The sequence below is a fragment of the Bacillus sp. CGMCC 1.16607 genome, from assembly GCF_042683745.1.
GTDB lineage: Bacteria > Bacillota > Bacilli > Bacillales > Cytobacillaceae > Pseudoneobacillus.
The window spans coordinates 386577-410811 of sequence record NZ_JBHUJX010000025.1; the positions used below are offsets into that span (position 1 = coordinate 386577).

The window sequence follows — 24235 nt, forward strand, 5'->3', positions numbered from 1 at the left end:
TGTTTTTAGGGGTTTTATAAAACCTTCTTATCTACCGAGTTTGGCTAATTTCCATGTTTACGGGCTTTATGAATGATTTTAATAAACGCGAAAAAGAAGGACTATCACAAATACTAGTCCTTCTTTTTCCACTGATACGCCAATTTCTCTAATTCTTTTATAATTGGATCTTTATAAGAAATATATTTATCTATGTCCCATGGAAATTTATTTGCTGCTTCTAGTTTTATTTCACCATATCTTTTTGAATGGGTTGGATGTTCTCGTAAATAATCCCTGAAAACTAGATGTCTATTTATCTCTGGATTCTCCGTTTGAAAGGCATGTAGATGGATTAAACGTTCACCTTCTGGAGAAAATTTCACAAAATATCGTCTCCCAGGGATCCCATTTTCACCACGTGCTTCATAGCCCATCTCTTCAAGTTTTTGAGTATTTTGATCAAAAATCTCTAAAGAATTCGATTCAATCATTATGTCTACAATTGGCTTCGCCGCTAAACTTGGGACAGAGGTGCTTCCAATATGATGTACAGTTACCTGTTTAGGAGTAAAAGTCTTTAATAATACATCTTTTTCTGCTAAAAATCGACTTTCCCATTCAGAACGGTAAGAGACCACCTCTACCTTTCTTACCATTATTTAAAATTTCTCCAATCCGTTGTACTTTCATTGAGTAGCTCTTCAAAAGATTTATTTTTTTCTTTTAATCTTCTTTCCTCACGTTTACGAGCTTCCTCTTCTTGCAATTTCTTATCTTCTTTTGCTTTTAATTCCTGCTGTTTCTCCTTCAGCTGCTTCATTAAATCTTGATTTAGCATATCACCTAAAGTAATGGCAGATTCATCTTTTTTTGCTTTTGGCTGTTGCTTTTTCATCATATGACCCCTCCTTTTTATTTTTAAAAATATTATAACATGGTTTGAAAAAAGGGAAATCATCAAACACTGGAGAATAGCTTACTATCATTATTTAGGGGTGAAGAAAGTGGCAGTGGAGTCTTTATCAAATGAAATTAATCAACTTGAACAAGAAATACTAGAAAAAAAGAAAAAATTAGCGCAACTTAGAAAATCTGTACCCGAGCAAAAAGTAGAAAATTATCAATTTGTCGCTACAGATCATCAAGAGGTAAATTTACTTGATTTATTCGGCGAGAAAGATGAGTTAATTGTCATTCACAATATGGGAAAAGGATGCTCCTACTGCACAATGTGGGCGGATGGGTTCAATGGGGTTTATCATCATTTAATCCAAAAAGCAGCATTTGTCCTTACTTCTCCTGATATACCGGAGGTACAAGAAAATTTGGCAGCTGAAAGAGGATGGAAGTTTCCGATGGTTTCTACAAAAGGAACGAGCTTTAAAGCAGACTTTGGCTTTGAAAAGGATGGCTATAATTATCCAGGGGTGTCCACATTTAGAAGAGATAAAGAAGGAAATATTTATCACCATGCCAAAGCCCCCCTTGGACCTGGTGATGATTATAATATTGTCTGGCATTTATTCGACTTATTACCATCTGGTTCAGAAGACTTTCAACCTAAGAAAAAATATTGAAAATAAAGCAGGGATTCCCCCCTGCTTTATTCTTTAATAAGCATCTACTTTCACAGTTTCATCGACAAGTAAAGCTGCTTCAGTGGAGTTCACAATATCCTCTACTGAAAATCCTTGTGCAACCTCTACAAGCTTCAGCCCATTTTCTGTCACATCCATTACCGCTCTTTCGGTAATGATACGATTCACGACACCTTTACCTGTAAGTGGTAAAGTACATTCTTTTAATATTTTTGATTCACCAGCTTTATTGACATGATCCATGATGACAATGATTTTTCTTGCTCCATGGACGAGGTCCATCGCGCCACCCATTCCTTTAATCATCTTTCCTGGAATCATCCAGTTTGCTAGGTCACCCTTTTCTGAAACTTCCATTCCACCTAGAATGGCAATATTCACATGTCCGCCACGAATCATTGCAAAGGATTCAGCACTATCAAAATAGGCGGAGCCAGGGATTGCCGTAACCGTTTCCTTTCCCGCATTGATTAAATCAGCATCTACATCATCTTCTCCTGGGTACGGCCCAATTCCAAGAAGCCCATTTTCGGATTGAAGAACAACTTGTTTATTTTCCGAAATAAAGTTCGCCACTAAAGTCGGAATTCCGATACCAAGGTTGACATAAAAGCCATTTTCGATTTCTTGTTCTGCTCTTCTAGCAATTTTTTCACGATTATTCATTGACTTTTTCTCCCTTCTATCGATTATTTACGAACGGTTAATCGCTCAATCCGTTTTTCTTGCTTGCCTTCAATAATGGTTTGCACATAAATACTTGGGGTATGGATGCCGTTCGGATCAAGTTCACCAATCTCAACTAGTTCCTCCACTTCAGCGATAGTCACCTTTCCAGCAGCTGCGATCATTGGATTAAAATTCCGTGCCGTTTTGTGGTATACGAGATTCCCCATTTTATCGCCTTTCCATGCTCGCACAAGGCTAAAGTCTGCGCTTAATGCTTCTTCTAGCAAATACTCTTTTCCATTAAACACTCTTGTTTCTTTACCTTCTGCAATCGGCGTTCCTACTCCTGCCGGTGTGTAAAAAGCAGGGATGCCAGCACCACCTGCGCGAATTTTCTCCGCTAATGAGCCTTGTGGAAGTAATTCTACCTCTAGTTCCCCAGAAAGTACTTGTCTTTCAAACTCTTTATTTTCTCCAACATAGGAGCCAATCATTTTCTTTATTTGTTTATTTTGCAAAAGTAATCCAAGACCCCAGTCATCGATTCCACAGTTATTTGAGATGACCGTCAAGTCCTTCACTCCCTTTTCAACGAGAGCCAAAATCAAGTTTTCAGGAATACCACAAAGTCCAAATCCTCCGACCATTAATGTAGCTCCGTCTTGAATGTCCGCTACTGCTTCTGTAAAAGATTGGCCAATTTTTTTCATCAAATAGCTCCCCTTTCGTAACTTTATGCTAGCTCGATAACCGTTGCAACACCTTGTCCTCCACCGATACAAAGGGTTGCTAAGCCTTTCTGTGCATTGCGCTTTTTCATTTCATGAATTAATGTAACAAGAATTCTTGCACCACTTGCTCCGATTGGGTGTCCTAAAGCAATCGCTCCACCATTCACATTCAATATTTCTTTATTAAATTGAAGCTCACGATCGACCGCTAATGATTGTGCAGCAAATGCCTCATTTGCTTCGATCAGCTCGATCTCAGAAAGACTTGTTCCTGCTTTTTCAAGTGCTTTTTTCACAGCAGTAACTGGTCCAATCCCCATAATACTAGGATCCACTCCAGCACTAGCATTTGCTTTAATTGTCACTAACGGTGTTAATCCTAATTCATCCGCTTTCGCTTTACTCATAACGACTACAACTGCAGCCCCGTCATTAATTCCAGAAGCATTCCCCGCTGTAACACTGCCATCCTTCTTAAAAGCTGGTCGCAGCCCTGCTAATTTCTCTGCTGTGGTACCTGCCTTTGGGTATTCATCCTGGGCAAATACAATTGGATCACCTTTACGTTGTGGGATAACAACAGGGATTATCTCGTCATTAAATTTTCCTTCTGCAATCGCTTTTGCAGCTTTTTCCTGGCTCCAAGCAGAAAATTGATCTTGTTCTTCACGAGTTAATTCATATTTATCACAAAGGTTTTCAGCCGTTATGCCCATGTGATAATCATTAAACGCGCATGTTAATCCATCAGCAACCATCGTATCGATTAGCTTTTGGTCACCCATTTTAAAACCATCACGTGCATTTTTTAAAATATACGGTGCTTGGCTCATATTTTCCATTCCACCTGCAACGACGATTTCAGCATCTCCTGCTAAAATCGCTTGTGTAGCTAGATGAACCGCTTTTAAACCTGATCCACAAACTTTATTGATCGTCATGGAGGAAACGCTTTCAGGAATTCCCGCTTTAATAGCTGCTTGTCTTGCTGGATTTTGCCCTAGTCCAGCCTGTAAAACATTTCCTAAAATAATTTCATCTACTTGCTCTGGCTTCACGCCTGCTTTTTCCAATGCACCTTTAATAACAATTGCACCAAGATCTGGAGCAGATATATTTTTTAAACTTCCACTAAAACTACCGATAGCCGTTCGAACTGCGCTCACAATTACTACTTCTGTTTGAGTCATTTTAATCTTCCTTTCCTAACTATGTTCACCTTTAGTTATTCGATTGAAATAGCAAAATTCCTTTTATTTTGACAAAATTTCTATTATTCTTGCATTTTGAAAATTATTCGCACTACAATAAATATAATGAGAAAAGCAGAAGCGCTCTTGTAAGCCACGACAAGCAAAGCTTGCCCACCCAGAAAGTCGTTCTTTGACTTTTTGGGTGGCGAACATTTGACCTCGAGGTCGACAAAAACTCGGACGTCTTGTCGCATTGTCGACACTCGTACATCCTGTACGTCGGGGCGGACGCTTGCGCTGGACAATTTTCGAAGTCCAAAAAAAGTTTCACATTCTTATATATGAGCATAGGAGGGGAAATCATGACGTTAAACTTACCAAAAAAAGTGATCATCACTGAAGTTGGTCCTAGAGATGGATTACAAAATGAAAAATCATTTATTCCAACTGAAATAAAAAAACAATTTATTACAGCCCTAAAGGCCGCGGGTATTCAAGAAATGGAGCTAACCTCATTTGTATCACCTAAGTGGGTACCGCAAATGAGTGATGCTGGCGAAATTGTAGCAGATTGTTTAGATTCTAATACCCGAAACATTGTTCTAGCGCCGAATCAACGAGGCATAGACCGCGTTCTTGAAACCAACTGCAAAGCGGTTGCTGTTTTTGTTGGCGTAAGCAACTCTTTTAATAAAAAAAATATTAACAAAACGACAGGGGAAAGCCTGGAAGAACTAAAGCCAATTATTAAAAGCTTAAAAGAAAAGCAATTTTTCGTTCGAGCTTGTATTTCAACTTCCTTTTACTGTCCTTATGAAGGAAAAATGAATGAAGAGGATACAATTAAGCTTTGTTCTGAATTCGTTGCAGCTGGCGTCGATGAGTTAAGTGTGGCAGATACGATTGGAATGGCTACACCCGATGAATCTTTTTCACTTTTTTCAAATCTGAAAAAGATGTTTCCGAATGTTTTGCTCAATGCCCATTTTCATGACACTAGAAAAATGGCTTTGGCTAATATTTTTGCAGCCTTACAAGCTGGGGTTGATCGCTTTGATACTTCTGCTGGCGGTTTAGGTGGATGTCCGTTCGCACCTGGAGCAACAGGGAATGTGGCGACCGAGGATGTCGTTTATATGTTGGAACGTATGGGAATTGAAACTGGCATTGATTTAGACGGGTTGCTAAAAGCGGTCGATGTGGTAGCACCATTTCTATCTAGAAATATCGAAAGTACTTATTACCGTTTACAGCATGCATAACCTTTGATATCTTTATCCATCTTAATAAGGAGAACATGATGGAAGGAAGTCGATACTTATGAGTCAAAAACGTGACAAAGGGTATAGTCAAAAAGGGAAACCAAATTCAGACACAGGTAAACGCTTAATTTCAGCCGAAGAACTAGAATTAGCCATCCATCCGACGAAACGACAGAATACTGAGCAATAAATTCGAAAAGCGGAAGCGGCTCGTTCAGCTCCGACAAGCTTTATCGCTCCATAAAAGAAGGCGTTCTTTGCCTTCATTTATGGAGTGATAAAGACCTCGAGGGGCTAGCCGCTGGAGCTAGACATAGAATCAAATTGTTACCACATAAGCCGCAAAATACTGCGGCTTTTTCACTGTTTGAGTGATAATATATAACTAACTAGACCTTTGATTTGAGGGATGGATTTGAAAAAATTATATAAAGTGCTGTTTTCATTTTTAGCTATTTTTTCGGCTGTTGGGGCCTTAGGGTACTTTTTTTCCAGCCGTCTTATGTATATCAAGAAAAAAGAGAATGATTTTATCTTACAACGCGAAACGGCAGCTGGTCGGTTCCAGCCTTTAGATTTTGATCATTTACCGAAACGAGAGGTCAAAATCGAATCTCCATTCGGTTATCTTTTAAATGCTGTTTTAGTTGAGCCGCATCGTTCGAATCGATATATCATTGTTTGCCATGGAGTTACTGAAAATAAAATGAATTCGATTAAATATATGAATCTGTTTCTTAATCGGGGTTTTAATGTACTTATTTACGATCATCGTCGCCATGGTGAATCCGGCGGGAATACGACAAGCTTTGGTCATTATGAAAAATTTGATTTAAAAGCAGTAGTGGATTGGCTACGAAACGAAATAGGTCCCCTTTTACAACTTGGAATTCACGGAGAATCTATGGGTGCCGCCACCCTACTTTTATATGCAGGTATGCTTGAAGACGCGGCAGACTTTTATATTGCGGACTGTCCTTTTTCAAGCTTTGATGAACAAGTGAAATACCTTTTAAAAAGAGAAATGAAGCTGCCGCCAAAGGGACTTATTCCATTAGGGGACTTTTTCATCAAGAAACGTGACCGTTATTCCATTAAAGAGGTCTCACCTATTTCCGTCATTCAAAATATTAAAAGTCCAATTTTATTTATCCATAGTAAAAAGGATGATTATATTTTACCCTCCATGACAATCGATTTATTTGAAAAGAAACAAGGGCCAAAAATGCTGTATTTAGCTGAGCATGGTGTCCATGCACAATCACTGAATGAGAATAAAGAAGATTACGAAAAAGCTATTGATGAGTTTTTGAAGAAGTATGTTTACGTGGAGGAAGAGGTTTATCTTTAATCGGGCTTCAGCTTTATATAGCTAATCTATTTTCAGTCATCGTCCGTGGACAAATTCTTAGCCCACGGACAGGTTTGTTCTAGAAATTTAATCACGAGTATCAGCGAACTGACTTCACATTTAACCTAAATCTAAGTTATTACTAACTCTTAACGGTCCCGGTTCACCATATAATTCAATAAATGCTTTAAAAAAGTGGTATTTTGTTCTACCTTTTGCAGTGCTTCCATAGCAAGACAGTAATGTTCCCACATCGCTTTTCTTGCCCCTTCCAGTCCTAAGATTGACACAAAAGTTGAATGGTTATTTTCGGCATCTTTTCCAATTGACTTTCCGAGTAAAGTCAGGTCTCCTTCCACATCAAGCAAATCATCTTTAATCTGAAACGCAATCCCAGCATGCCGGGCATATTTTTTTAAAGCCTCTATTTCTACTTCCTGTGCTTTGGCGAGAATTGCAGGCATGATGAGAGAAGCCTCAAATCCTAGACTCGTTTTATAAAAACACATTAGATTCAATTGTTCTAGTGTTAATTTTTTTCCTTTAGAATCCAAGTCCATCGCCTGCCCCATACATATATCAGCTGTCATTTGGGCCGAATATCTAATCAAGTTAAGCACTGTTTTCGAATCAAACTGTTCTAAAGATGCCTGTTCTTCTATAGCCTTCTGGGTTAGAAAAAGTCCGGTTAATTCTGCTATGGCAATATTATACACCTGATGTAGAGTTGGACGCCCCCTGCGGATAGACGCATTATCCTGGGATGGCAAATCATCGAAAATGAGGGAAGCCGTATGCATGTATTCCAATGATTTCAGAAGTGGAACGATTGCTGAACTTTCAAGACCATATCCATTAACACCCATAACCCAGGCAACGATGGGTCTCAATCGTTTTCCGTCGCCATTTAGACTGTAATTCGCGGCATCAATGATCGGCTCTTTCATCACAGAAACAGAATCGGTTTTAAGGATAGATAAGCTATTGTTGATGTCATTCCGAATAGTCTCGATCGTATGTAAAAATTCGTCCTGTTCCCTCCGTTCGTTTCTCAAATTTGTAATAATATGATCCCTTAGCAATTTATCGAAAAAATCCACATCATCCGCTTTTTGAACCATTTTTTGGATAAGATGATTGAATTTCGGATTTCCGGAAGCAAATAGCTCCATCACTTCGTTGTATTTTTTCGTTCCCGTTCGTTCTTTAAATCGTTTTAGACCGTTTATGGCTCGATCTAGTATGACCTCACATGTTTTTTTATCTGAGTGATACACATGATGGATTAAATTAGCAATGACTGTCCAGTATAATTCAAAAGGATTGATCAGATCAGGACGCTTATCATGATACTTCATATAGTAGGTATAAGGTGTTACCGCTTCTTCCTTCATGTCATCAAACATATCTGCAAAATCATCTGCCAACTGGTTATAAATTCCATAATAGAATGTTCGGTTGTCAAATCCCTCATCCTCGGGAGCACTAATAACAGAGCGGACAATCAATCGTGAGGAAGAGGATTTTAGAATGATTGGTAAATAAAGCTCTTCATTGGTGTAATTTTCATTGGACAGATCTTTTACACGATCGACTTCCTGAGAATGAAAAAACACATAGGATTGCTCGAAAAAACTTTTTCTTGTTTCTTGTCTTTGGTTCGTCTTAATAAACTCAAAGGCATCTCGGAGTTCCGAATGAATATATCGAATCAGTGCCTTATTATTTCCAGGCCACTCACCCAATTTCGGTACAGATCCAGTGATAAGGGTTGTGCGAATCAAATCGGAATATTGTTTTTCCTCTATAGAAGATAAAATTTTGGCATCTAGGAGATCGTCAATGAAAGGATACGTCAGACCATAGCAATAGCCAAGTCTGATTGCTTTATCGAGTCTCAAGGAACGTATTTCAGGCGATATCTCATCACCGATCTCTTCAATTTCATGCATCACTACTCCAGCAATGATTTTAATTAGTTTTCGCTGGGCATGCTCAGCATCCATTCCCTTTGGAATATTAGCGGTTACCGTCTTAAGTTTGTCAATCACCCAGATCATGGCCGATTCAACGCCTTCTTTCTGGGCCCATCGGTATAACTCAGCCATGCTAAACGTATCGTTTTTTTCTCCCCGGTCAGCTGTTAGGTGATTTTTTATATTGTTAACAACACTCCGAATCCTGATCTGTGTTTCATGTGAGCTCAGGGATTTGCCTAGATCTCGCATAAAAATATAGGAGATGCTTCGATCAAGGTAATTGTCTAATTTTCCTGAATAATCCAGCCATCGGATATAGTTGTGATATCCATGAGAGTCTGTTTTTTTCTTCCCACGTGAAAAAAAGCTCAGATAAGAACGAATATGATTGTGTTTCCAAGACAGTATATCTTTAGTTAGCGTGGGGATATAGGTCTTTTGCTTGACTTGCTCATAAAGTGTTTGAAAATAATGAGCAGCCTTCTGCTCGGCCAGCCGATAACATTCATCGGCATTTTTTACTAATTTCTCATTCATACGATACATTACCCCTGCTTAAGTTTCTCTTTTTATAGATTTATGGATGATTCTCAAAAACCATTACTCTATTATCTTATTATTCACAAATTAATTATATATTAGAATTTTAGATAGTTATACAAACAAAGCTCATTTCAGTAGGTAAGTTTTAGAAATGCTAAAAAAATAGCCTCTCCTCATTAATATTTAGAGGAGAGACTATTTTCTCTCATTACTACTGTTAGAATTTTTTCATATATTCTGGTAGTTTTTGAATATGAGCTACCTTCATTACTTCTTGTTTTTTGGATAAGCCGTCATACAGATGTCTTCTCCAAAGTGTTCAATCGAATGAATCGAAACGTCAAGTGCTTCATCCATGTGTTCAACATCATCGCCTGTAAACGGAGTCAATGATCCTTTTCCACCTAAAATTTTAGGAGCCATATAGATGAAAAATTTATCAATAAGGCCTGCTCTTAAGAACGATCCATTTATTTCGCTACCGCCTTCTACTAAGAGGTCAGTAACTCCTTTTTCATATAGCTTCTCCATTAAAGTCGTTAAATCAAGACCTGAATCTGTTTTAGGAATAAAAATGATTTCTACCCCTTTTTCTTTCAATGCTTGAAGTTTTTCTGAGTCAATACCTTCTTTAGTGACAATCCATGTTTGTGCTTCTGTGCAATCAGTTATTTTTGCCTCTAAAGAAATTCTTAGTTTGGAATCTAGAACGACTCGAATAGGATTTTTCCCGCCTGTTTCTAAACGTGTTGTCAGCATCGGATCATCGGCCATTACAGTTCCAATTCCTACTAAGATAGCATCGACTTCATTTCGTAAACGATGAACATTATGGCGAGATTCTTCGCCAGTTATCCATTTGGAGTGACCATTATATGTGGCAATTTTTCCGTCCAATGTCATCGCTACCTTTGATATAACATAAGGCGTTTTCGTAATCATGTTATGGATGAATCTTTCATTTAAAACTTTAGCTTCGGCTTCTAATACGCCTACTTCCACTTCAATGCCAGCTTCCCTTAGCAGGTTAATTCCTCGTCCTGCCACTTGCGGATTTGGATCCTGCATCGCCACTACGACACGACTCACTTCGGATTCTTTCACTAGGTTGGCACATGGCGGTGTTTTTCCAAAATGGGAACAAGGCTCAAGCGTAACATATAATGTTGCTCCTTTTGCATGATCTCCTGCCATTCTAAAAGCATGAACCTCCGCATGTGGCTCACCTGCTTTTCGATGCAATCCAGATCCTACAATTACCCCATCCTTTACTAGGAGAGCACCAACTACTGGATTTGGATTGGTTTTCCCCTTTGCTGTCGCCGCTAAATCTAAAGCCATTTTCATAAAATATTGATCCATATTCATTAGGTTAGCTCCTTACACCGCTTCGAGTGGGATATGACCTGACTTACGAACCTTTGTCTCTAAATAATGACTATTGTAGTCAGATTTATCTCCCCAAAGCGGGATATGATTTTCTACTGCAAGTCCATGCTTTCTTAAAGCTTCTAATTTTTTCGGATTATTCGTAATGAGTGTTACTGGTTTTTGCCTTAGCTCTTTTAAAACTCTTATCGCTTCTTCATAAGAACGCATATCGTCTTCAAACCCTAAAGCATGATTTGCCTCTACCGTATCAAAGCCTTCTTGTTGAAGGAGATACGCTAATGATTTAGAAAATAATCCGATACCTCTTCCTTCGTGGGCTGCTAGATAAAATATCGCACCACTTCCATTTTCTACGACCATTTTCATTGATTGGCGCAATTGGAAGCCGCAATCACAACGCTTACTTCCAAATATATCTCCCGTATGACATATGCTATGCATCCGAATGCGAGCATCTTCCGAATTTTTAAAATCTCCATAAACTAACACAGAGGATTGCTGCGAAGAAGCAAGATTTGCTTGATTTAATGAATCTAGTACCTCTTCTTCTGACAAATGACCATTTAACTCTAACCAGGAATACCATTGGAAGGTCACTGTTTGTTCCTCTAGTTGGACTGGTAATCTAACGGGCCCAACTAGGCACAAATCATTTTTATTTTCTTGCTTTATTATTGTCATTTTATTTTTTAATATATTTTTCACATCTTCTGTTATCATTATTTTCACCTATTCTTTTAAAAAATAATTACTTACTTTATGTAAGTTAGTATATGTTTGTAATCAAATTGTGTCAAGTAAATAATATGACAATGTTGGAAACTTAATTTCATAAAAAACCCCCTAAAAACTAGGACATTTCCTCTGCTCTTAAGGGGAATTAATTTGACATGATTTATTTTATTAAAAAGCTCATTCGCCCATTGATCATTTGATTCGGACTCTTTAGTTGAAAACAGTTAGCTGACTCAGTAAAATCAATCTTCATTTGCTCATCGAAAAAAATAGCTTTTGATTTTTCGATATAAATGGTAATGTCATTCGTTTGAATCGCCTCATCTTCTTCATCTAGTTCACTTACAAACCATAGTGTTGGCACACCACTAACAACACAACCACAGCCATCGATATCGTATTTTAGTTTTAAATATCCTTCTTTCCCGGAGGTTTTTTCATTAATTTTAGCTACTGCTTTTCCAGTTAGATTGATTTCCACGTTTAACCCCTCCTCTTTGTTGTCTATAATTATTTTATCATATGTTATTGTCAGAGTCGCTTTCGTTGCTTTTTTTCTTGTTTCCTTTTACCATCAAAGGAGAAATATGACAATATTTTGTGAAGGAGTGGTTTTTTTGACAAAAGTACAAATTAAAGTAATGGATAATGGACCGTACCGCATAACAGGGGATGTTGAACTAATTGACGCGGAAGGAAACGTCTTCCCAGCAAAACCAGCTTTCTCTTTATGTCGCTGTGGCAAATCCTCAAAGCTTCCTTATTGTGATGGCACGCATAAAGGAAACTTCGAATCGGTTGTAAGAGCTGAAAAGCCTCAGGAAGAGTAGGCATAGGATTTTATTAGAATGTAAAAAAGAGTCCCCTGGGAGCCTTTTTTACAGCAAGCTGCAATGAAGTGTAGTGGCCTACATGTGAATAGAAAAGACCTACCCTAACATTGGCGTGGTAGGGTAGGTCTTTTCTTTTTATTTCAACTAATATGAATATCTGTTCCATACTGAATCAATTGTAGTTTCCTTGCTACAGATTGGGAAGAAAAATTATCCCACGAAGTGCTGTACAAAGCAGTTCTTCCTTGTTTTTGTACCTCTTGTGCCCATGCATTTGAAACCTCAATTCCGTACCCCTTTCCACGGTAATCTTCATGTGTATATACGCTTGCTTCAGCTGCCTTCGAAGTTTGTCTCGCACTGCAACAAAGTGAAACAGGAATATGATCTTCAATGACTACGAAACAAGGTTGCTTATACTCAAATTCCTCAAATGTATATGGAAAATGTGGCTTTAAAAGTTCTTTGTTTTCATTAGTTACTTGTATTACTTTTGAACAGAACCTATTTCTGACATTAGGAAAAACATAAGCTGGTCCAATCGATAAATCATTTATTCGTCCATCAGTGCTTAGAATATTAATTACTTCTCCTAAATAGTCACCCGGATTTTCCGCAATCAACCGTTCTGCCTTCTCTATGAGTCTTGTATTTAACATATTTGAATACCTTATTATATTGCCCTGTCTCGTACCACCAATAAAAATACTTGGTGCAACATCGAATGGTGGTTCATTTATAACTGTCATTTGATTTTTCGAATCATGTTTAAATAACACATTTACGTGATATTCCATCAATTCTAGTTCATTCAACATCTATGAAGTTCCTCCCAACTGTTAACTTCAGCATAAATGGCAGACTTTTATTTTATCTTGATCCGTTCAATGCATTCTGGACCTTCATTTTTTACATTTCCAACCAATGTGGACACAGGATATGCCTTCATTTCTTCAGCGGGGAATGGCATGAGTAATCTCAATAATTCATTTACATTCACTTCATTTCTTTGAAGCCATTTCTGTTCATCTTCTTTCTTTAAAATAACAGGCATCCTATCATGAATAGGCGAAACTAGATTATTTGGAGTTGTCGTAATTATTGTACATGTGTTTGTCTTTTCTCCGTTACTTGGATTAATCCAAGTATCATAAAGTCCCGCCATACTAAAAATACTTTCATCTCTTTTCATAAATCTAATCGGTCTTTTTTGTCCCTCAACATTTATCCACTCAAAAAATGAATCTGCTGGTATGATACATCTTTTTCGATAAACTAGATTTTTAAATGAGGGTTTTTCCAACAAGGTTTCTTTCCTAGCATTAATCATTTTCCCTGCGGATTTATCATCTTTAGCCCATGATGGAACTAGCCCCCATCTTAATTCTCCTAAGCGGTTTTTATTTCCATCATTGATTATAGCTGGAACTTGCTGCATAGGAGCTACATTATATTTAGGTCGATGAAAAGGTGTTCTCTGTTCCTCAATCGCATATCTTTCCATTAATTCCTCAAACGTAATCGTTAAAGTAAAGCGCCCACACATTTTTTATTAACCTCCTTGTTGATGTATATAAACCATCCATATCAGGTACCTATAAACATACAATTAGTAAATTTCATAGGGATTTTAAGAGTTTGAAGCAATCTTCACACTTCTTATTAAACTAAAGGGGCTTATATACTGTATATAAGCCCCCTTTAGTTTAATAAGAATTCGTTGAAATGCCCTTTCCACCCCTTGTTTCCAGGGTGCTGATTCTCTCCATTCCAGTAATGATAGGTTTTGCACGCTTTATTAATATTTGTGTAGCTTCAAGAGTAAGAGACGCTTGATGGGCATTTTTATTACTCCACACTTCATAAACATAAACAGAATTAGGTTCGTCTTCTGAAATATTTACGAGATATATCTCGCAATCGTCCAGATTCTTCATTGATTCTGCTGCTTCCAACAAAATCTCTATCAGAGTGTCACGTTCGCCTTCTTGTACTATAAACTTGCCGAACAAACTAAATTTACTCATATCGTCCTCCTTAATTTTGTCGCCTGTTAATTGTTTCTACACCGAAATACGATTATCCTATCATCCCCATAAACAGAATTTAATAAAAGTTCTTTAATAAATCTTCCCCGTGCTAAAATAAAGCTTTGGACATGAATGCTTCGTTCTGTATTCAAATAAAAAATCTCTATCCTCCGGATATAATTTTGACTACCCAAGTAAAATTCCCTTATTCCACTATCAATCTCCTTTACGCTATTAACTTCTTTTATCAATGGATTGAAAATAATTATAAACATTCACCATTATGAACAATTTTTTGAATAACATAATCAATCTCTTTATTGTCTTTAATTACAAATAAATAGTCTGCTTCACCTTCTACTGGATCTACCACATCATCATCTAAAGATTCAGCCTGTTGCCGAATAAGCACTTTCTCAAAATTTGAATACGCACCCCTAAATATATTCGTACTTCGTTTACTATGAATAACTCGAGATTGAAGAATGTCATCTCGAATATCAAAATTGACAAGGATACGAACAAACATATTTTTATTAAACAACTTTTCCAGCAGATTCAGTCGACTTTTTCGACTTCGATCTGAATTACATATAATAAGGTGCAAATTAGTGTTTGCTATGGCGTAATCGACAATTAGCTTTGAGATGGTGTGCTTAAGAGTATTAGGACCTTGTTTCGGTTTGTAAGTTTTTGTAAAAGGCGTTTATAATTCCGCTTGGTTATCTTGATCCATCACAAAAGAATTGTTTAACTCTTTTTCTAAAGCTCTTGCAAATGTAGTTTTGCCGCTATGTGTTTTACCAACTGTAATAAGCACTAACCTATTCACAACTGTAATTCCTTCCTTTATGAAGAAGTAATTATAAATTCATAAATAGATACAACTACTCGATGTATGGTTCACCTGCTGTTTACTTCAACAAAAAGAGACACTAATCCTCCTTGGATTAATGCCTTCTTTAATTAAGAATTGTTCCCTGTTAAGTACCATATTTCAATCTCTATACTCATTTAATAGTAGAATTAAAATTGTCACTGTGTAATTATGAACCAAAATGGGAAATAGACCAAAATGGGAATTAACATAAAGTAAAATCCCCATATTTTTTCGTTTGAATCTAGTTTTGATTTTCTAAATAATATCAACAACATAATGGCGAAAAAAACAGGATAAACAATTAGACCAATACTAATAACCGTTCTCGCTACATGTCTAGCGTGTTCCGTAAAATAGGCCGAAATAGGAATAGCAGCCCATTAGACAATAATAAAGGTAATAATTGAAATCCAAAACCACTTCGGAAATTTTTTCATCTCATCACCTCCAATATTATTATTAATAAACCTCCACTCCAATCAAATATTCATTTGGTAAATATTCACACATTGAATACGAACGTATATTCTGTTATTATAAACATAATATATAGGAACAAACGTTCTTATCAAGAGGTGATTCTTTCATGTCTCCCGCACCTTTCCTACAATCTCAGGAAATTGAATTAGTTAAGAAAGTCATTCTTCTTCCTATCTTACTTAAAAATTTAGATCAAGACCTAGATGCAATGCAAAAAAACTCATTACATATGTGGTTATTATATAACGCTCAAATCAAATCTATCGTAAATGCAATCAAGATGGAATTAAAGGAATTGGAAAAGCAAATGAGAAAAAAGGGAATTAAAATCTTATCCCAACAACAGGAATCTAATGGCTTATTCACGCAATTTCTATGCAGAGGGTATGAACATGAAATAAGTTTATTACAAGGTTTTATTCAAGCTCAAATTATAATCATTTTTAGTGAATACTTAAAAATCGAATTGACGGAGATTGATTAACACCATGAAAAAAAAAGTGATTTTCTTAGCCGATTGTCAATCATTCTATGCATCTGTAGAAAAAGCCACCCACCCTCAGTATGCCAACAAGCCATTAGCTGTCGCTGGAGATCCGGAGAGGCGCAGTGGGATCATTTTAGCAGCTTGTCCAATAGCAAAAAGTTTTGGCATTTCCACTGCTGAAACACTTCGTGAAGCATTCATTAAATGTCCTCATTTAGTTGCCATTAAACCGAGGATGCAGGAATATGTAAATATTTCATTACAGATTACTTCTATTCTAGAATCGTATACCAATCTCGTTGAACCGTTCTCGATTGATGAACAGTTTTTAGATGTAACCAACTCTCTTCATTTTTTTGAATCTCCTAGAGAAATGGCGCTTAATATTCAAAAACGAATTCTCATCCAAACAGGTATTTATGTACGAATTGGTATTGGTGAAAATAAGATTCTAGCCAAGATGGCATGTGATAACTTTGCTAAGAAAAATGCAGATGGGATTTTTGAATTAACCAAAAAAAATATAGCTGATTATCTTTGGGATTTAACTCCAGACAAAATGTTCGGTGTCGGTTCCAAAACCCTTTACCATCTTCATCAAATCGGGTTAAAAACGATTGGAGATGTGGCTAGAACAGATTTAGCTGATTTAAAAAGAAAATTACAAAAATATCATGGCAAAAAATGCGATATTCTTTCCCAAGTCTTATGGGCTACGGCTAATGGCATCGATCATTCACCCGTCACTCCCGATGCATTTTCTATGCAAAAAGGAATCGGCCGCCAAACCACTCTTCCGATTGACTATTATGAAGCAAAAGATATTGAAGTTGTCCTGTTAGAACTATCATCCTTAATTTGTCAAAGAAGCCGCTATAAATGCTATATGGGGAACGTTGTCCATGTCGGCATCCAGGGTGCTGATTTTAAAAATCCAACTGGATTCCATAGACAAAAGAAGTTACGACACCCCTCTTGCCTAACTAATGAAGTGTTCGAAACAGCAAAAATACTCTTTCATCAGAACTGGAATCGGCTACCTGTTCGAAAAATATTCGTATCACTCAGCCAATTTCAGACAGATGATTGTTTGCAGCTCTCTCTTTTTGAAAATCGGGAAAGACAGCTTTCTTTAGAAAAGAGTATGGATAAAATCAAACAAAGATTTGGAGAAACCTCTATTATCTTTGCTTCTTCGTTAACACGAGCTGGTCAAGCTAAATTCTTATCTCAAAAAATTGGAGGGCACATAAAATGAAAAAACTACAAGGAAATGGGTTATGGGAAAGTAGTCGAATGATGTTAATGGAGCATCGAGATGCCATTATTCATCGGAGCAGGGAATCGGAAAATAAACATATGCCACTCGTCGATGAACAAAAACAGGAAGAAATTAACCGTTTTCTACTACAGGCTTTTCAAGAAAAGATAGAAATCCGAATCAGTTACTTTAATGGTAAGAGATTTGATGTTGTGACTGGCATGATCACACATCTAGATGCAATAAAACAACGAATTAAAATCGATGATAAATGGATTGAATGTAACCTTATCCATGAATGTCCACTTTCTGACATATAACTAAAAAAGCGTTATAATCGAAGGTAGTGAGGTGGCTTAAATGGATAAAAAATTAATCTTAAAAATGATTCAAAATAGCTTTAAACAATATCATCGTGATCTTCAATCAAGCCCACTTGGGGAGTCTGAATATACTGAGTTATATCAGCAAATTATTGCTCTAAAAGCGGAAACGGATGCCGATTTGCATGATATCGTAAACGATGTCATATACGAGTTTTTGACAAATTAAAAAAAAGGAGGTAGTTACCCGTGAATACATACGCAAAAGAATTACGGGAATTACTTTTAAAGCATCGAAATGAGAAAGATGCCAAACAAATGGAAAAATATATGCGGGATCAATTTACGTTTATCGGTCTTAAGGCACCTGTGATGAAAGCTTTATTCAAGGAGTATATTGCCGAAAAGGGATTGCCACAACGTGAGGAACTGCATGAGGTAATTGCAGAATTATGGGCATATCCCGAACGCGAATTGCAAATGGCGGCGCTAAGCCTACTTACTCAAATGAAAAAACAATTCACAAAGGATGATATCAAATTACTCGAAAAAATCATCCAAGATAAATCATGGTGGGACACCATTGATCATATCGCCAAACATTTAGTTGGTCACTATTTTCAAATGTATCCCGAAATGAAGCGTCCGACATTAGACAAATGGTTGGAAAGCGAACATCTTTGGCTTGTACGAAGCTGCATATTATTTCAGCTCGGCTATAAAGGGAACACCGACGAAAACCTTTTGTCGGAAATGATTGAACGGTCAAAACATATAAAAGACTTCTTCATCGAAAAAGCAATTGGCTGGGCATTACGAGAATACGCAAAAACAAATCCTGAGTTTGTAAAAGAGTTTGTCGAAACCCATACTTTACCTAAGCTAAGCGTGAGAGAAGCAATGAAACATTTAAAGTAGATTGAAAGACACTGGCTATTTGTTTTATTAAAAGTCAAGAAAATATTTAAAACCATTAGTAATTAAGCAACCAAATAAAATGTCACACATTTTAAGACAAAAGAGAGGATAGATGAACAGGCTTTAAATACCTGTATTCTTCTATTCTTTTTTTACAACATATGACCTCGTTTACCACAACAACGATTTTGGTTGTTGTGCAACTAACGCTCACCGTTACTTGAATAGGCTAAATTGTTTACATAACTTTAATCTTATACACACCTGTAATTTTTTAGTGCTTGTATGAATTCACTTATGTGACTGAACAATTGATCTGGTTGAACACCAAACTCTGATGACTGATAATTTAGCAACCACTGTACTCCGATCGTATGTACGTTAGCTTGTTTACCAGCTAAAATGTCAGCGTCACTATCTCCTAAATAAATAGCATCGGTGTTTTTTAAGTTTAGCTGTGCCAATGCCTTGTTCAGTCCTTCTGGATGAGGTTTTGTTTGGTATAGAAACATCATCCCCAGTGATTATCACATCAAATAAGTCCTTCATATTTAGGCAATCTAAAGAGATCCGCAAACTTCTGCTAGCTTTTCCTGTTACACCCCCCCATTTAAAACCTTCTCTTTTTAAAAACAGGAGTAAATCGTTAATCTCCTCATTCTCAAGAACAAGTTCTTGGTGTTTTTCTATATACCTTTTATAATATAATTCAATTGCTTTGTCATGATTTGAATCCATAAGATTTTCTCTGATGATTCCAGTCTCAGATGGACCGAACATAGCCTTTATCTCATCTGGAGTAACCTCTTTGTTGTCAAAGTCCTTAAATACAGCTTGAAATGCTTAAAAACAAACTGGCAGAATATCAACAAGTGTACCATCAAAATCAAAAATAACCGCTTTAATAACTACACACCCTTTATCAAAATTATGTAACTTCGAATTAAAAACTGCCTCAAATAATTAATGATTTATATTGGGATATATTGAATCTTCTACACCTACAGCTGTATTGTTTTATGCTCTACTTCTGAATATTCAATAGTTGTCGGCACTTATTGCCGATTTAATATCCCTCGAAACATCTCAAAGAACTTCACATTGCGTCTTTTTATTTAGGAAAAGTTCAACAAATTGTCATAACTAACCGGTACTTACTTTTAACTTCCACCCATAATTAAATAGGTAGTAGCAATGAAGGTTGTAGGTAGGTATTCAGTCCAGTGTTTATAACTAGTGATAATAGAATTAAAAGAACAGATTACCCATGAACGAGGAATCTTAATTCACTTTGGTTACAATTGGTTTTCTTCATCCGCATACCATGCAAAAGTCAGAAAAATTGGATAAGCTCTTTACTTTAATTGCCGGAACTTCATAAGAAATAGAGGAATTTAAAAAAGCCCATAACGGGCTTTTTTCCTATATCATTTGAGTAGCTTGAGTTAGCTTTTCAGCCGACGTTGCCACATGAGTAGTAGCATCTCCAATTTCTTCAATAATTTTTACTAACTCCTCAATTTGTAAATTCATTGAGCTTAGATTCAATTCGTTCTTCTCTATTGAAATCCGTATCGCTTGGAAGGAAGTACTGGTAGAGCTTGACGCATCAGCACTAGATTGTACAGCCCCTTCTACTCGTTTCAATACGCTGTTTACTTCTCTGGTATACGTTTGTGATGTGTCAACAAGGTTTTGGATGTCAGCGATTGAATTTTTGGTTTGTTCCGCTAGTTTTCTTACTTCTTGTGCCACTACTGAAAATCCTTTTCCATGCTCTCCTGCTCTTGCTGCTTCAATTGCCGAATTCAATGCCAACAGGTTGGTTTGATCAGCGATGGCATGAACCATCTGAATGACTTTATAAATCTTATTTGAAGAATCTTCTAACAGTTGGACCGTTTGCCTCATGGATAACGTGTCCTCTTCAACTTGTTTCATATGTTCTAAGAGGGTAAGTATTACATTTTGTCCTTCCTGGACTTGGGCTTGAACCTCTTTCGCTTGTTCGTAGCTACCTTCGACTAAAGAATTGACATCTCGACTGTTCGAAATAAGGGATTCCACAGAAGCATGAGTCTGTTCAGACACCGCTACCAATCCTTCACTCACTTCATGTATTTTGTTTTGTAAATTCTTTTGACCTTCTTCAAATGTTTCTTGTATCTTGTGCTCAGTTTCCTCATTATATGCTTCCAAAACCAATTGCTGTTCCAAGCTTAATAGTTTTGTTATTGCATCCCAGATTAAACGGAACTCATCTCTATCCTTCACTTCATCCATCATGACTTGAAATAACGCTTGTTGTAGGTTTTGAAATGCACCCATATACCAAGCTGGCTTTAGACCAATTCGATAATGAATTTTCGCTACTTTGATTCGCTTTTCAAAAAATTCAGCGTCAAGTCTTCCTTCAAACAACTCTACTAAGTGAATACGAAGCGTTTGGCGTAATCGCTCAACAGAACTATGAGCTTCAATCATGTTTTTTAATTCTTGAACCTGTAGCACAGTCTTATAAAATCTTTCTACAAGCTCCTCTATGTGAGTTTCAACCACGGGTTTTACACTAATTACATGCTGTAGATGTTCCTCGTTTAGTTGAATCATGTTAAGTTTTTCACTAATTAAAGTGTCCGTAACATTAATTACTCCCTTTTTTGATGGAGAATCTAACCATTTGATGCCTTTTCCCTGTTTCTGGCGGTGCCTGAACATATGTGCTCCCCCTTTTTGGTTATATATCTCACAATATACTTTACTACCTGAAAATAATAATAATAATAATAATAATAATATTACTATGGTGTCGGAAAAAAGGATATAGGGAATCTGTTTCTCTCAATATTAAAAATTTGTAAAGCTGTTGGGCATAGAAAGATAAATTGTTCCCATAGGAAAGAGCTATTCTCCTTCATGAAGAATAGCCCCGTTTGCTTAAGAACATATTTTAACATTAAAATCCATTAATGAATTTGTTTTTCAAATAACACATACCTGTTATTATTTTTTGAAATGATGTTCCATAACACCAGATTAACCATTAATAAACCTACTGAAATCAGGATAATTAACTGAACTCCCAGTAAAAACAGTCCAGTAACCTGGCCAATCATCATGGCAATAACAGGAAGAACGATAATGCCACCAAGGTTCTGGGCTTCCTGATACGTCTTCACCCTTGCTGATATTAAGATATTCATCAGCACCGAAAGTAAAATAACCATTGGGAAAAGACAGGTTATTAATGCCACCCAGTTACCCGATGGGAAGATTAACTCACCAAACAAAGGATACCCCAAAGAATTGATAATGACACCACAAACTACAAAACTGATAAGAGAAACAAATAATGGCGGTAATAAAGATGCTAATATCTTGCTAAGAAATAACGTTTTAATCGAAATTGGTGAAAATAATAAACTTTCTAGCGTTCGGTTTTCCTTCTCTCCAACAAAGCTATTACCAGCTACTGTCATGGCAGTAATAATCGGAACCAGCAAAAATAAGGTTGGAAGCATAAAATTAATGAACATATAAACAATTTGCTGCTCAAGTGTATAAGAAGAAAACGCATTTCCCGTCGTACTTTTGAGAAAAGTATCAATTAGTTTCTGTCCATCATCTCCGACTATTTTTTCGACATCAAAAATTAGGGCACTCCCCATCACAATTGAAGGGAATATAACACAAAACATTATTGGAATGATAATCATGGTTACTAGCAATGTTTTACTTCTAAAAATATCTTTAATGTCTTTTTTGATCAGAGCTTTACTAATATTTGTACCCATTACTTGCCCCCCCTTACCCTGAAATAAATCGATTGTAAATCATTATTCATAATCGTAACCGAATAAACAGGATCCGTCTTCAGCAAGCCATTTAGCAACTGAGGGATATCATTTTTAGAAGGCAAATCGAAAACTACTATAGATTCTCCCATTACTCTGCAAGGAAACCCTGAATAATGGTTTTCTTGTGGCTTAAAGGTCGTATTTACTTTCACGCTAACGTTTTGAACATATTTATCCTCTAACTCTGTTAAAGTTCCTTGTTCAGCTATCGTCCCATTCTCAATGAAAGCAAAAGAATCACAGATTGTCTCCAATTGATGAAGGACATGTGAACAAATAATAATCGTGGTCCCTGTTTCCTGATTATATTTTTTTAAATAGGTTAAGACCATCTGAATTCCATCAGGATCCAATCCATTTGTCGGTTCGTCTAAAAACAAGATATCCGGTTTATGCAACAGCGCTTTAGCCAATGCCAACCGCTTTTTCATTCCGGTACTATACTTTCCCACTGGCTTATCCTGATGTTCTTTCAAATCAAAAAGGTCAAGTAGCTCTGACACTCTTACCTTATCCGATACCCCATATAATTCAGCGAATAATTCCAGGTTCTCTTTTCCGCTCATCTGGTGATACAATCCCGCACTTTCCGTCACAATTCCAGATATTTTTCTAATTGCATCTCCCCCGGTAGATGGATCCATACCGTTTAATGAGATTGACCCTTTTTCCGGTTTGATAACGCCATTCAATATTCGGATAAAGGTCGTTTTCCCAGCTCCATTTGGGCCCAATAGCCCTACTACCTCCCCTTTTTTAACCTTGAAGTTTACATTTTCTAATACTGATTGTTGACCAAATGATTTATACAAACCTTCCACATTAATAAAACTAGTCATTTTTCACGTTCCCTCTTAAATTATCAAAAAAATTCTTGTACATTTTTTATCTCGGCTTGTTACTACCTTCCGTGAGTTGTATATATTACTGCCGCGCCACCCCATTTTTGATAAAGAAAATAAATCCCTAAGTAGAAAGATTACAACTCTTTCATATACATTCAGCTATAAACATTATAACCTAGAGATTCTCAAAGTTGGTAAAAAAAAGATGTATAATAATCTAATCTTCAAGCCAATTGTAGATAGGGATGAATCACCTCAAAATTTTTAGAAACACCGTTGATTGGAGCGTAGGGCGACGACTCCTGCGGGAAATAGTGTGAACCTTGAGACCCCTCAAGGAGCAAAGCGACTGAGGAGGTTAAAAGATCACACCCCGCGGAAAACGTTCGCCCGGAGCGGAAATCAACTTTACTTGTTCATTTTCATTTCATAAGAAAAAAGACTGAAGACAAACTCAAAAATTCTTTGAGTTTGTCTTCAGTCTGAGTACACCACTATATATAAGTGATGTACTAATTATCATAAATGTGCGACATTAAAAGTAAGTTACTGTTCTTATAAAGAAAACATACATTCACTTATCTTTAATTTTACAAAGTAACCGGTGTTTTTTCATAAGATAAGAAAGTATAACATTTTCGGACTTCGAAAATTGTCCAGCTCAAGCGTCCTAGCCCCGACGTACAGGATGTACTAGTGTCGACAATGCGACAGGACGTCGCGGTTTTGTCGACCTCGAGGTCAAATGTTCGCCAGCCAAAAAGTCAAAGAATGACTTTCTGGCTGGCGAAGCATTTGCTTGGCAAACCAACGAACGGTTTGCATAAGTGCGACTATGTCTCTGGATTCTTTATCGGGGCTGATCAAGGCGCTTACGCTTTTCTCA

At 36.8% G+C, this 24235-nt stretch carries 25 protein-coding genes and 3 pseudogenes; 10 read left to right on the top strand and 18 right to left on the bottom strand.

Annotated elements, in window-relative coordinates:
• Positions 1-113 precede the first annotated feature (113 nt).
• Together ACFSO7_RS18395 and ACFSO7_RS18400 are read right to left on the bottom strand one after the other, a co-directional pair.
• Positions 114-638 (bottom strand): GrpB family protein, encoded by a 525-nt coding sequence (locus ACFSO7_RS18395; protein WP_377878830.1) that lies wholly within the window; start codon positions 636-638, stop codon positions 114-116.
• Positions 638-880, bottom strand: a complete 243-nt coding sequence (locus ACFSO7_RS18400) for a YqkE family protein (RefSeq protein ID WP_377878831.1) — start codon at positions 878-880, stop codon at positions 638-640. The genes ACFSO7_RS18395 and ACFSO7_RS18400 overlap by 1 nt, the downstream gene beginning before the upstream one ends.
• 106 nt (positions 881-986) lie before the next feature.
• Between ACFSO7_RS18400 and ACFSO7_RS18405 the strand changes: the two genes are divergently transcribed.
• The gene (locus ACFSO7_RS18405) at positions 987-1559 is read left to right on the top strand and encodes a DUF899 family protein (protein ID WP_377878832.1); all 573 of its coding nucleotides are present in this window, start codon (positions 987-989) and stop codon (positions 1557-1559) included.
• Between the two features lie 33 nt (positions 1560-1592).
• Here the strand turns inward: ACFSO7_RS18405 and ACFSO7_RS18410 are convergent, their stop codons facing one another.
• Genes ACFSO7_RS18410 through ACFSO7_RS18420 form a run of 3 tightly spaced genes read right to left on the bottom strand, consistent with a single transcriptional unit; the run spans position 1593 to position 4170 of the window.
• A complete protein-coding gene (locus ACFSO7_RS18410; RefSeq protein ID WP_377878833.1) occupies positions 1593-2246 on the bottom strand; it encodes a 3-oxoacid CoA-transferase subunit B in 654 nt (217 codons plus the stop codon).
• Positions 2247-2269: 23 nt separating this feature from the next.
• The gene (locus ACFSO7_RS18415) at positions 2270-2959 is read right to left on the bottom strand and encodes a CoA transferase subunit A (RefSeq protein WP_377878834.1); all 690 of its coding nucleotides are present in this window, start codon (positions 2957-2959) and stop codon (positions 2270-2272) included.
• Between the two features lie 23 nt (positions 2960-2982).
• Positions 2983-4170, bottom strand: a complete 1188-nt coding sequence (locus tag ACFSO7_RS18420; RefSeq protein WP_377878835.1) for an acetyl-CoA C-acetyltransferase — start codon at positions 4168-4170, stop codon at positions 2983-2985.
• 365 nt (positions 4171-4535) lie between these two features.
• Here ACFSO7_RS18420 and ACFSO7_RS18425 point away from each other — a divergent pair, with 365 nt between their 5' ends.
• The 3 genes from ACFSO7_RS18425 (at position 4536) to ACFSO7_RS18435 (ending at position 6786) form a co-directional block, all read left to right on the top strand.
• Positions 4536-5435, top strand: coding sequence for a hydroxymethylglutaryl-CoA lyase (locus ACFSO7_RS18425; RefSeq protein ID WP_377878836.1), 900 nt, complete (start codon positions 4536-4538; stop codon positions 5433-5435).
• 58 nt (positions 5436-5493) lie between these two features.
• The gene (locus tag ACFSO7_RS18430; RefSeq protein ID WP_377878837.1) at positions 5494-5625 is read left to right on the top strand and encodes a hypothetical protein; all 132 of its coding nucleotides are present in this window, start codon (positions 5494-5496) and stop codon (positions 5623-5625) included.
• A 225-nt stretch (positions 5626-5850) separates the two neighbouring features.
• A complete protein-coding gene (locus tag ACFSO7_RS18435; protein ID WP_377878838.1) occupies positions 5851-6786 on the top strand; it encodes an alpha/beta hydrolase in 936 nt (311 codons plus the stop codon).
• Positions 6787-6935: 149 nt separating this feature from the next.
• On the opposite strand, the gene ACFSO7_RS18440 is transcribed toward ACFSO7_RS18435, so the two are convergent.
• From ACFSO7_RS18440 to ACFSO7_RS18455, 4 genes are all read right to left on the bottom strand, one after another.
• Positions 6936-9311 carry a polyprenyl synthetase family protein gene (locus ACFSO7_RS18440; protein WP_377878839.1) on the bottom strand — a complete coding sequence of 792 codons (2376 nt, stop codon included), beginning with the start codon at positions 9309-9311 and terminating at the stop codon, positions 6936-6938.
• Between the two features lie 264 nt (positions 9312-9575).
• Complete coding sequence (gene ribD, locus ACFSO7_RS18445) at positions 9576-10676, bottom strand: bifunctional diaminohydroxyphosphoribosylaminopyrimidine deaminase/5-amino-6-(5-phosphoribosylamino)uracil reductase RibD (protein ID WP_377878840.1); 1101 nt, start codon at positions 10674-10676, stop codon at positions 9576-9578.
• Between the two features lie 12 nt (positions 10677-10688).
• Positions 10689-11420 carry a GTP cyclohydrolase II gene (locus ACFSO7_RS18450; protein ID WP_377878841.1) on the bottom strand — a complete coding sequence of 244 codons (732 nt, stop codon included), beginning with the start codon at positions 11418-11420 and terminating at the stop codon, positions 10689-10691.
• A 175-nt stretch (positions 11421-11595) separates the two neighbouring features.
• The gene (locus tag ACFSO7_RS18455; protein ID WP_377878842.1) at positions 11596-11916 is read right to left on the bottom strand and encodes an iron-sulfur cluster biosynthesis family protein; all 321 of its coding nucleotides are present in this window, start codon (positions 11914-11916) and stop codon (positions 11596-11598) included.
• A 106-nt stretch (positions 11917-12022) separates the two neighbouring features.
• On the opposite strand from ACFSO7_RS18455, the gene ACFSO7_RS18460 reads away from it, so the two are divergent.
• A complete protein-coding gene (locus ACFSO7_RS18460; RefSeq protein WP_377878843.1) occupies positions 12023-12265 on the top strand; it encodes a CDGSH iron-sulfur domain-containing protein in 243 nt (80 codons plus the stop codon).
• Positions 12266-12408: 143 nt separating this feature from the next.
• On the opposite strand, the gene ACFSO7_RS18465 is transcribed toward ACFSO7_RS18460, so the two are convergent.
• The 4 genes and pseudogenes from ACFSO7_RS18465 to ACFSO7_RS18480 all read right to left on the bottom strand — a co-directional run bounded on the left by ACFSO7_RS18465 (position 12409) and on the right by ACFSO7_RS18480 (position 15130).
• Positions 12409-13086: a GNAT family N-acetyltransferase gene (locus tag ACFSO7_RS18465; RefSeq protein ID WP_377878844.1), complete on the bottom strand. Its 678-nt coding sequence runs from the start codon at positions 13084-13086 to the stop codon at positions 12409-12411.
• 47 nt (positions 13087-13133) lie between these two features.
• Positions 13134-13814 carry an SOS response-associated peptidase gene (locus ACFSO7_RS18470; RefSeq protein ID WP_377878845.1) on the bottom strand — a complete coding sequence of 227 codons (681 nt, stop codon included), beginning with the start codon at positions 13812-13814 and terminating at the stop codon, positions 13134-13136.
• A 160-nt stretch (positions 13815-13974) separates the two neighbouring features.
• Positions 13975-14295 (bottom strand): putative quinol monooxygenase, encoded by a 321-nt coding sequence (locus ACFSO7_RS18475; RefSeq protein ID WP_377878846.1) that lies wholly within the window; start codon positions 14293-14295, stop codon positions 13975-13977.
• Between the two features lie 268 nt (positions 14296-14563).
• A pseudogene (locus ACFSO7_RS18480) lies at positions 14564-15130 on the bottom strand (ATP-binding protein).
• A gap of 634 nt (positions 15131-15764) precedes the next feature.
• Between ACFSO7_RS18480 and ACFSO7_RS18485 the strand changes: the two are divergent.
• The 5 genes from ACFSO7_RS18485 to ACFSO7_RS18505 are packed head-to-tail and all read left to right on the top strand — an operon-like array spanning position 15765 to position 18647.
• Positions 15765-16142, top strand: a complete 378-nt coding sequence (locus ACFSO7_RS18485) for a YhjD family protein (RefSeq protein ID WP_377878848.1) — start codon at positions 15765-15767, stop codon at positions 16140-16142.
• A gap of 4 nt (positions 16143-16146) precedes the next feature.
• On the top strand, positions 16147-17403 hold the full coding sequence (locus ACFSO7_RS18490) for a DNA polymerase IV (RefSeq protein WP_377878849.1): 1257 nt from the start codon (positions 16147-16149) through the stop codon (positions 17401-17403).
• Complete coding sequence (locus ACFSO7_RS18495) at positions 17400-17726, top strand: YolD-like family protein (RefSeq protein WP_377878850.1); 327 nt, start codon at positions 17400-17402, stop codon at positions 17724-17726. The genes ACFSO7_RS18490 and ACFSO7_RS18495 overlap by 4 nt, the downstream gene beginning before the upstream one ends.
• Positions 17727-17766: 40 nt before the next feature.
• Positions 17767-17958 (top strand): YqzH family protein, encoded by a 192-nt coding sequence (locus ACFSO7_RS18500; RefSeq protein ID WP_377878851.1) that lies wholly within the window; start codon positions 17767-17769, stop codon positions 17956-17958.
• A gap of 20 nt (positions 17959-17978) precedes the next feature.
• Positions 17979-18647, top strand: a complete 669-nt coding sequence (locus ACFSO7_RS18505; protein ID WP_377878852.1) for a DNA alkylation repair protein — start codon at positions 17979-17981, stop codon at positions 18645-18647.
• Between the two features lie 254 nt (positions 18648-18901).
• Here ACFSO7_RS18505 and ACFSO7_RS18510 read toward each other — a convergent pair.
• The 5 genes and pseudogenes from ACFSO7_RS18510 to ACFSO7_RS18530 all read right to left on the bottom strand — a co-directional run bounded on the left by ACFSO7_RS18510 (position 18902) and on the right by ACFSO7_RS18530 (position 23343).
• Positions 18902-19553: pseudogene (locus ACFSO7_RS18510) on the bottom strand (HAD family hydrolase).
• A gap of 516 nt (positions 19554-20069) precedes the next feature.
• Positions 20070-20759, bottom strand: a complete 690-nt coding sequence (locus tag ACFSO7_RS18515) for a methyl-accepting chemotaxis protein (RefSeq protein ID WP_377879474.1) — start codon at positions 20757-20759, stop codon at positions 20070-20072.
• A 72-nt stretch (positions 20760-20831) separates the two neighbouring features.
• Positions 20832-21365: pseudogene (locus ACFSO7_RS18520) on the bottom strand (protoglobin domain-containing protein); the annotation flags it as partial.
• A gap of 248 nt (positions 21366-21613) precedes the next feature.
• The gene (locus ACFSO7_RS18525; protein WP_377878853.1) at positions 21614-22441 is read right to left on the bottom strand and encodes an ABC transporter permease subunit; all 828 of its coding nucleotides are present in this window, start codon (positions 22439-22441) and stop codon (positions 21614-21616) included.
• Positions 22441-23343: an ABC transporter ATP-binding protein gene (locus tag ACFSO7_RS18530; RefSeq protein ID WP_377878854.1), complete on the bottom strand. Its 903-nt coding sequence runs from the start codon at positions 23341-23343 to the stop codon at positions 22441-22443. The genes ACFSO7_RS18525 and ACFSO7_RS18530 overlap by 1 nt, the downstream gene beginning before the upstream one ends.
• Positions 23344-24235 lie beyond the last annotated feature (892 nt).

What these genes read in the sequence shown, in the direction of transcription:
- ACFSO7_RS18460 (WP_377878843.1), top strand. Translation starts at nt 12,023, where the DNA reads ATGACAATATTTTGTGAAGGAGTGGTTTTTTTGACAAAAGTACAAATT.
- ACFSO7_RS18420 (WP_377878835.1), bottom strand. Translation starts at nt 4,170, where the DNA reads ATGACTCAAACAGAAGTAGTAATTGTGAGCGCAGTTCGAACGGCTATC.
- ACFSO7_RS18395 (WP_377878830.1), bottom strand. Translation starts at nt 638, where the DNA reads ATGGTAAGAAAGGTAGAGGTGGTCTCTTACCGTTCTGAATGGGAAAGT.
- ACFSO7_RS18495 (WP_377878850.1), top strand. Translation starts at nt 17,400, where the DNA reads ATGAAAAAACTACAAGGAAATGGGTTATGGGAAAGTAGTCGAATGATG.
- ribD (WP_377878840.1), bottom strand. Translation starts at nt 10,676, where the DNA reads ATGAATATGGATCAATATTTTATGAAAATGGCTTTAGATTTAGCGGCG.
- ACFSO7_RS18400 (WP_377878831.1), bottom strand. Translation starts at nt 880, where the DNA reads ATGATGAAAAAGCAACAGCCAAAAGCAAAAAAAGATGAATCTGCCATT.
- ACFSO7_RS18425 (WP_377878836.1), top strand. Translation starts at nt 4,536, where the DNA reads ATGACGTTAAACTTACCAAAAAAAGTGATCATCACTGAAGTTGGTCCT.
- ACFSO7_RS18530 (WP_377878854.1), bottom strand. Translation starts at nt 23,343, where the DNA reads ATGACTAGTTTTATTAATGTGGAAGGTTTGTATAAATCATTTGGTCAA.
- ACFSO7_RS18465 (WP_377878844.1), bottom strand. Translation starts at nt 13,086, where the DNA reads ATGTTGAATGAACTAGAATTGATGGAATATCACGTAAATGTGTTATTT.
- ACFSO7_RS18525 (WP_377878853.1), bottom strand. Translation starts at nt 22,441, where the DNA reads ATGGGTACAAATATTAGTAAAGCTCTGATCAAAAAAGACATTAAAGAT.
- ACFSO7_RS18470 (WP_377878845.1), bottom strand. Translation starts at nt 13,814, where the DNA reads ATGTGTGGGCGCTTTACTTTAACGATTACGTTTGAGGAATTAATGGAA.
- ACFSO7_RS18430 (WP_377878837.1), top strand. Translation starts at nt 5,494, where the DNA reads ATGAGTCAAAAACGTGACAAAGGGTATAGTCAAAAAGGGAAACCAAAT.
- ACFSO7_RS18475 (WP_377878846.1), bottom strand. Translation starts at nt 14,295, where the DNA reads ATGAGTAAATTTAGTTTGTTCGGCAAGTTTATAGTACAAGAAGGCGAA.
- ACFSO7_RS18410 (WP_377878833.1), bottom strand. Translation starts at nt 2,246, where the DNA reads ATGAATAATCGTGAAAAAATTGCTAGAAGAGCAGAACAAGAAATCGAA.
- ACFSO7_RS18415 (WP_377878834.1), bottom strand. Translation starts at nt 2,959, where the DNA reads ATGAAAAAAATTGGCCAATCTTTTACAGAAGCAGTAGCGGACATTCAA.
- ACFSO7_RS18450 (WP_377878841.1), bottom strand. Translation starts at nt 11,420, where the DNA reads ATGATAACAGAAGATGTGAAAAATATATTAAAAAATAAAATGACAATA.
- ACFSO7_RS18490 (WP_377878849.1), top strand. Translation starts at nt 16,147, where the DNA reads ATGAAAAAAAAAGTGATTTTCTTAGCCGATTGTCAATCATTCTATGCA.
- ACFSO7_RS18500 (WP_377878851.1), top strand. Translation starts at nt 17,767, where the DNA reads ATGGATAAAAAATTAATCTTAAAAATGATTCAAAATAGCTTTAAACAA.
- ACFSO7_RS18485 (WP_377878848.1), top strand. Translation starts at nt 15,765, where the DNA reads ATGTCTCCCGCACCTTTCCTACAATCTCAGGAAATTGAATTAGTTAAG.
- ACFSO7_RS18440 (WP_377878839.1), bottom strand. Translation starts at nt 9,311, where the DNA reads ATGTATCGTATGAATGAGAAATTAGTAAAAAATGCCGATGAATGTTAT.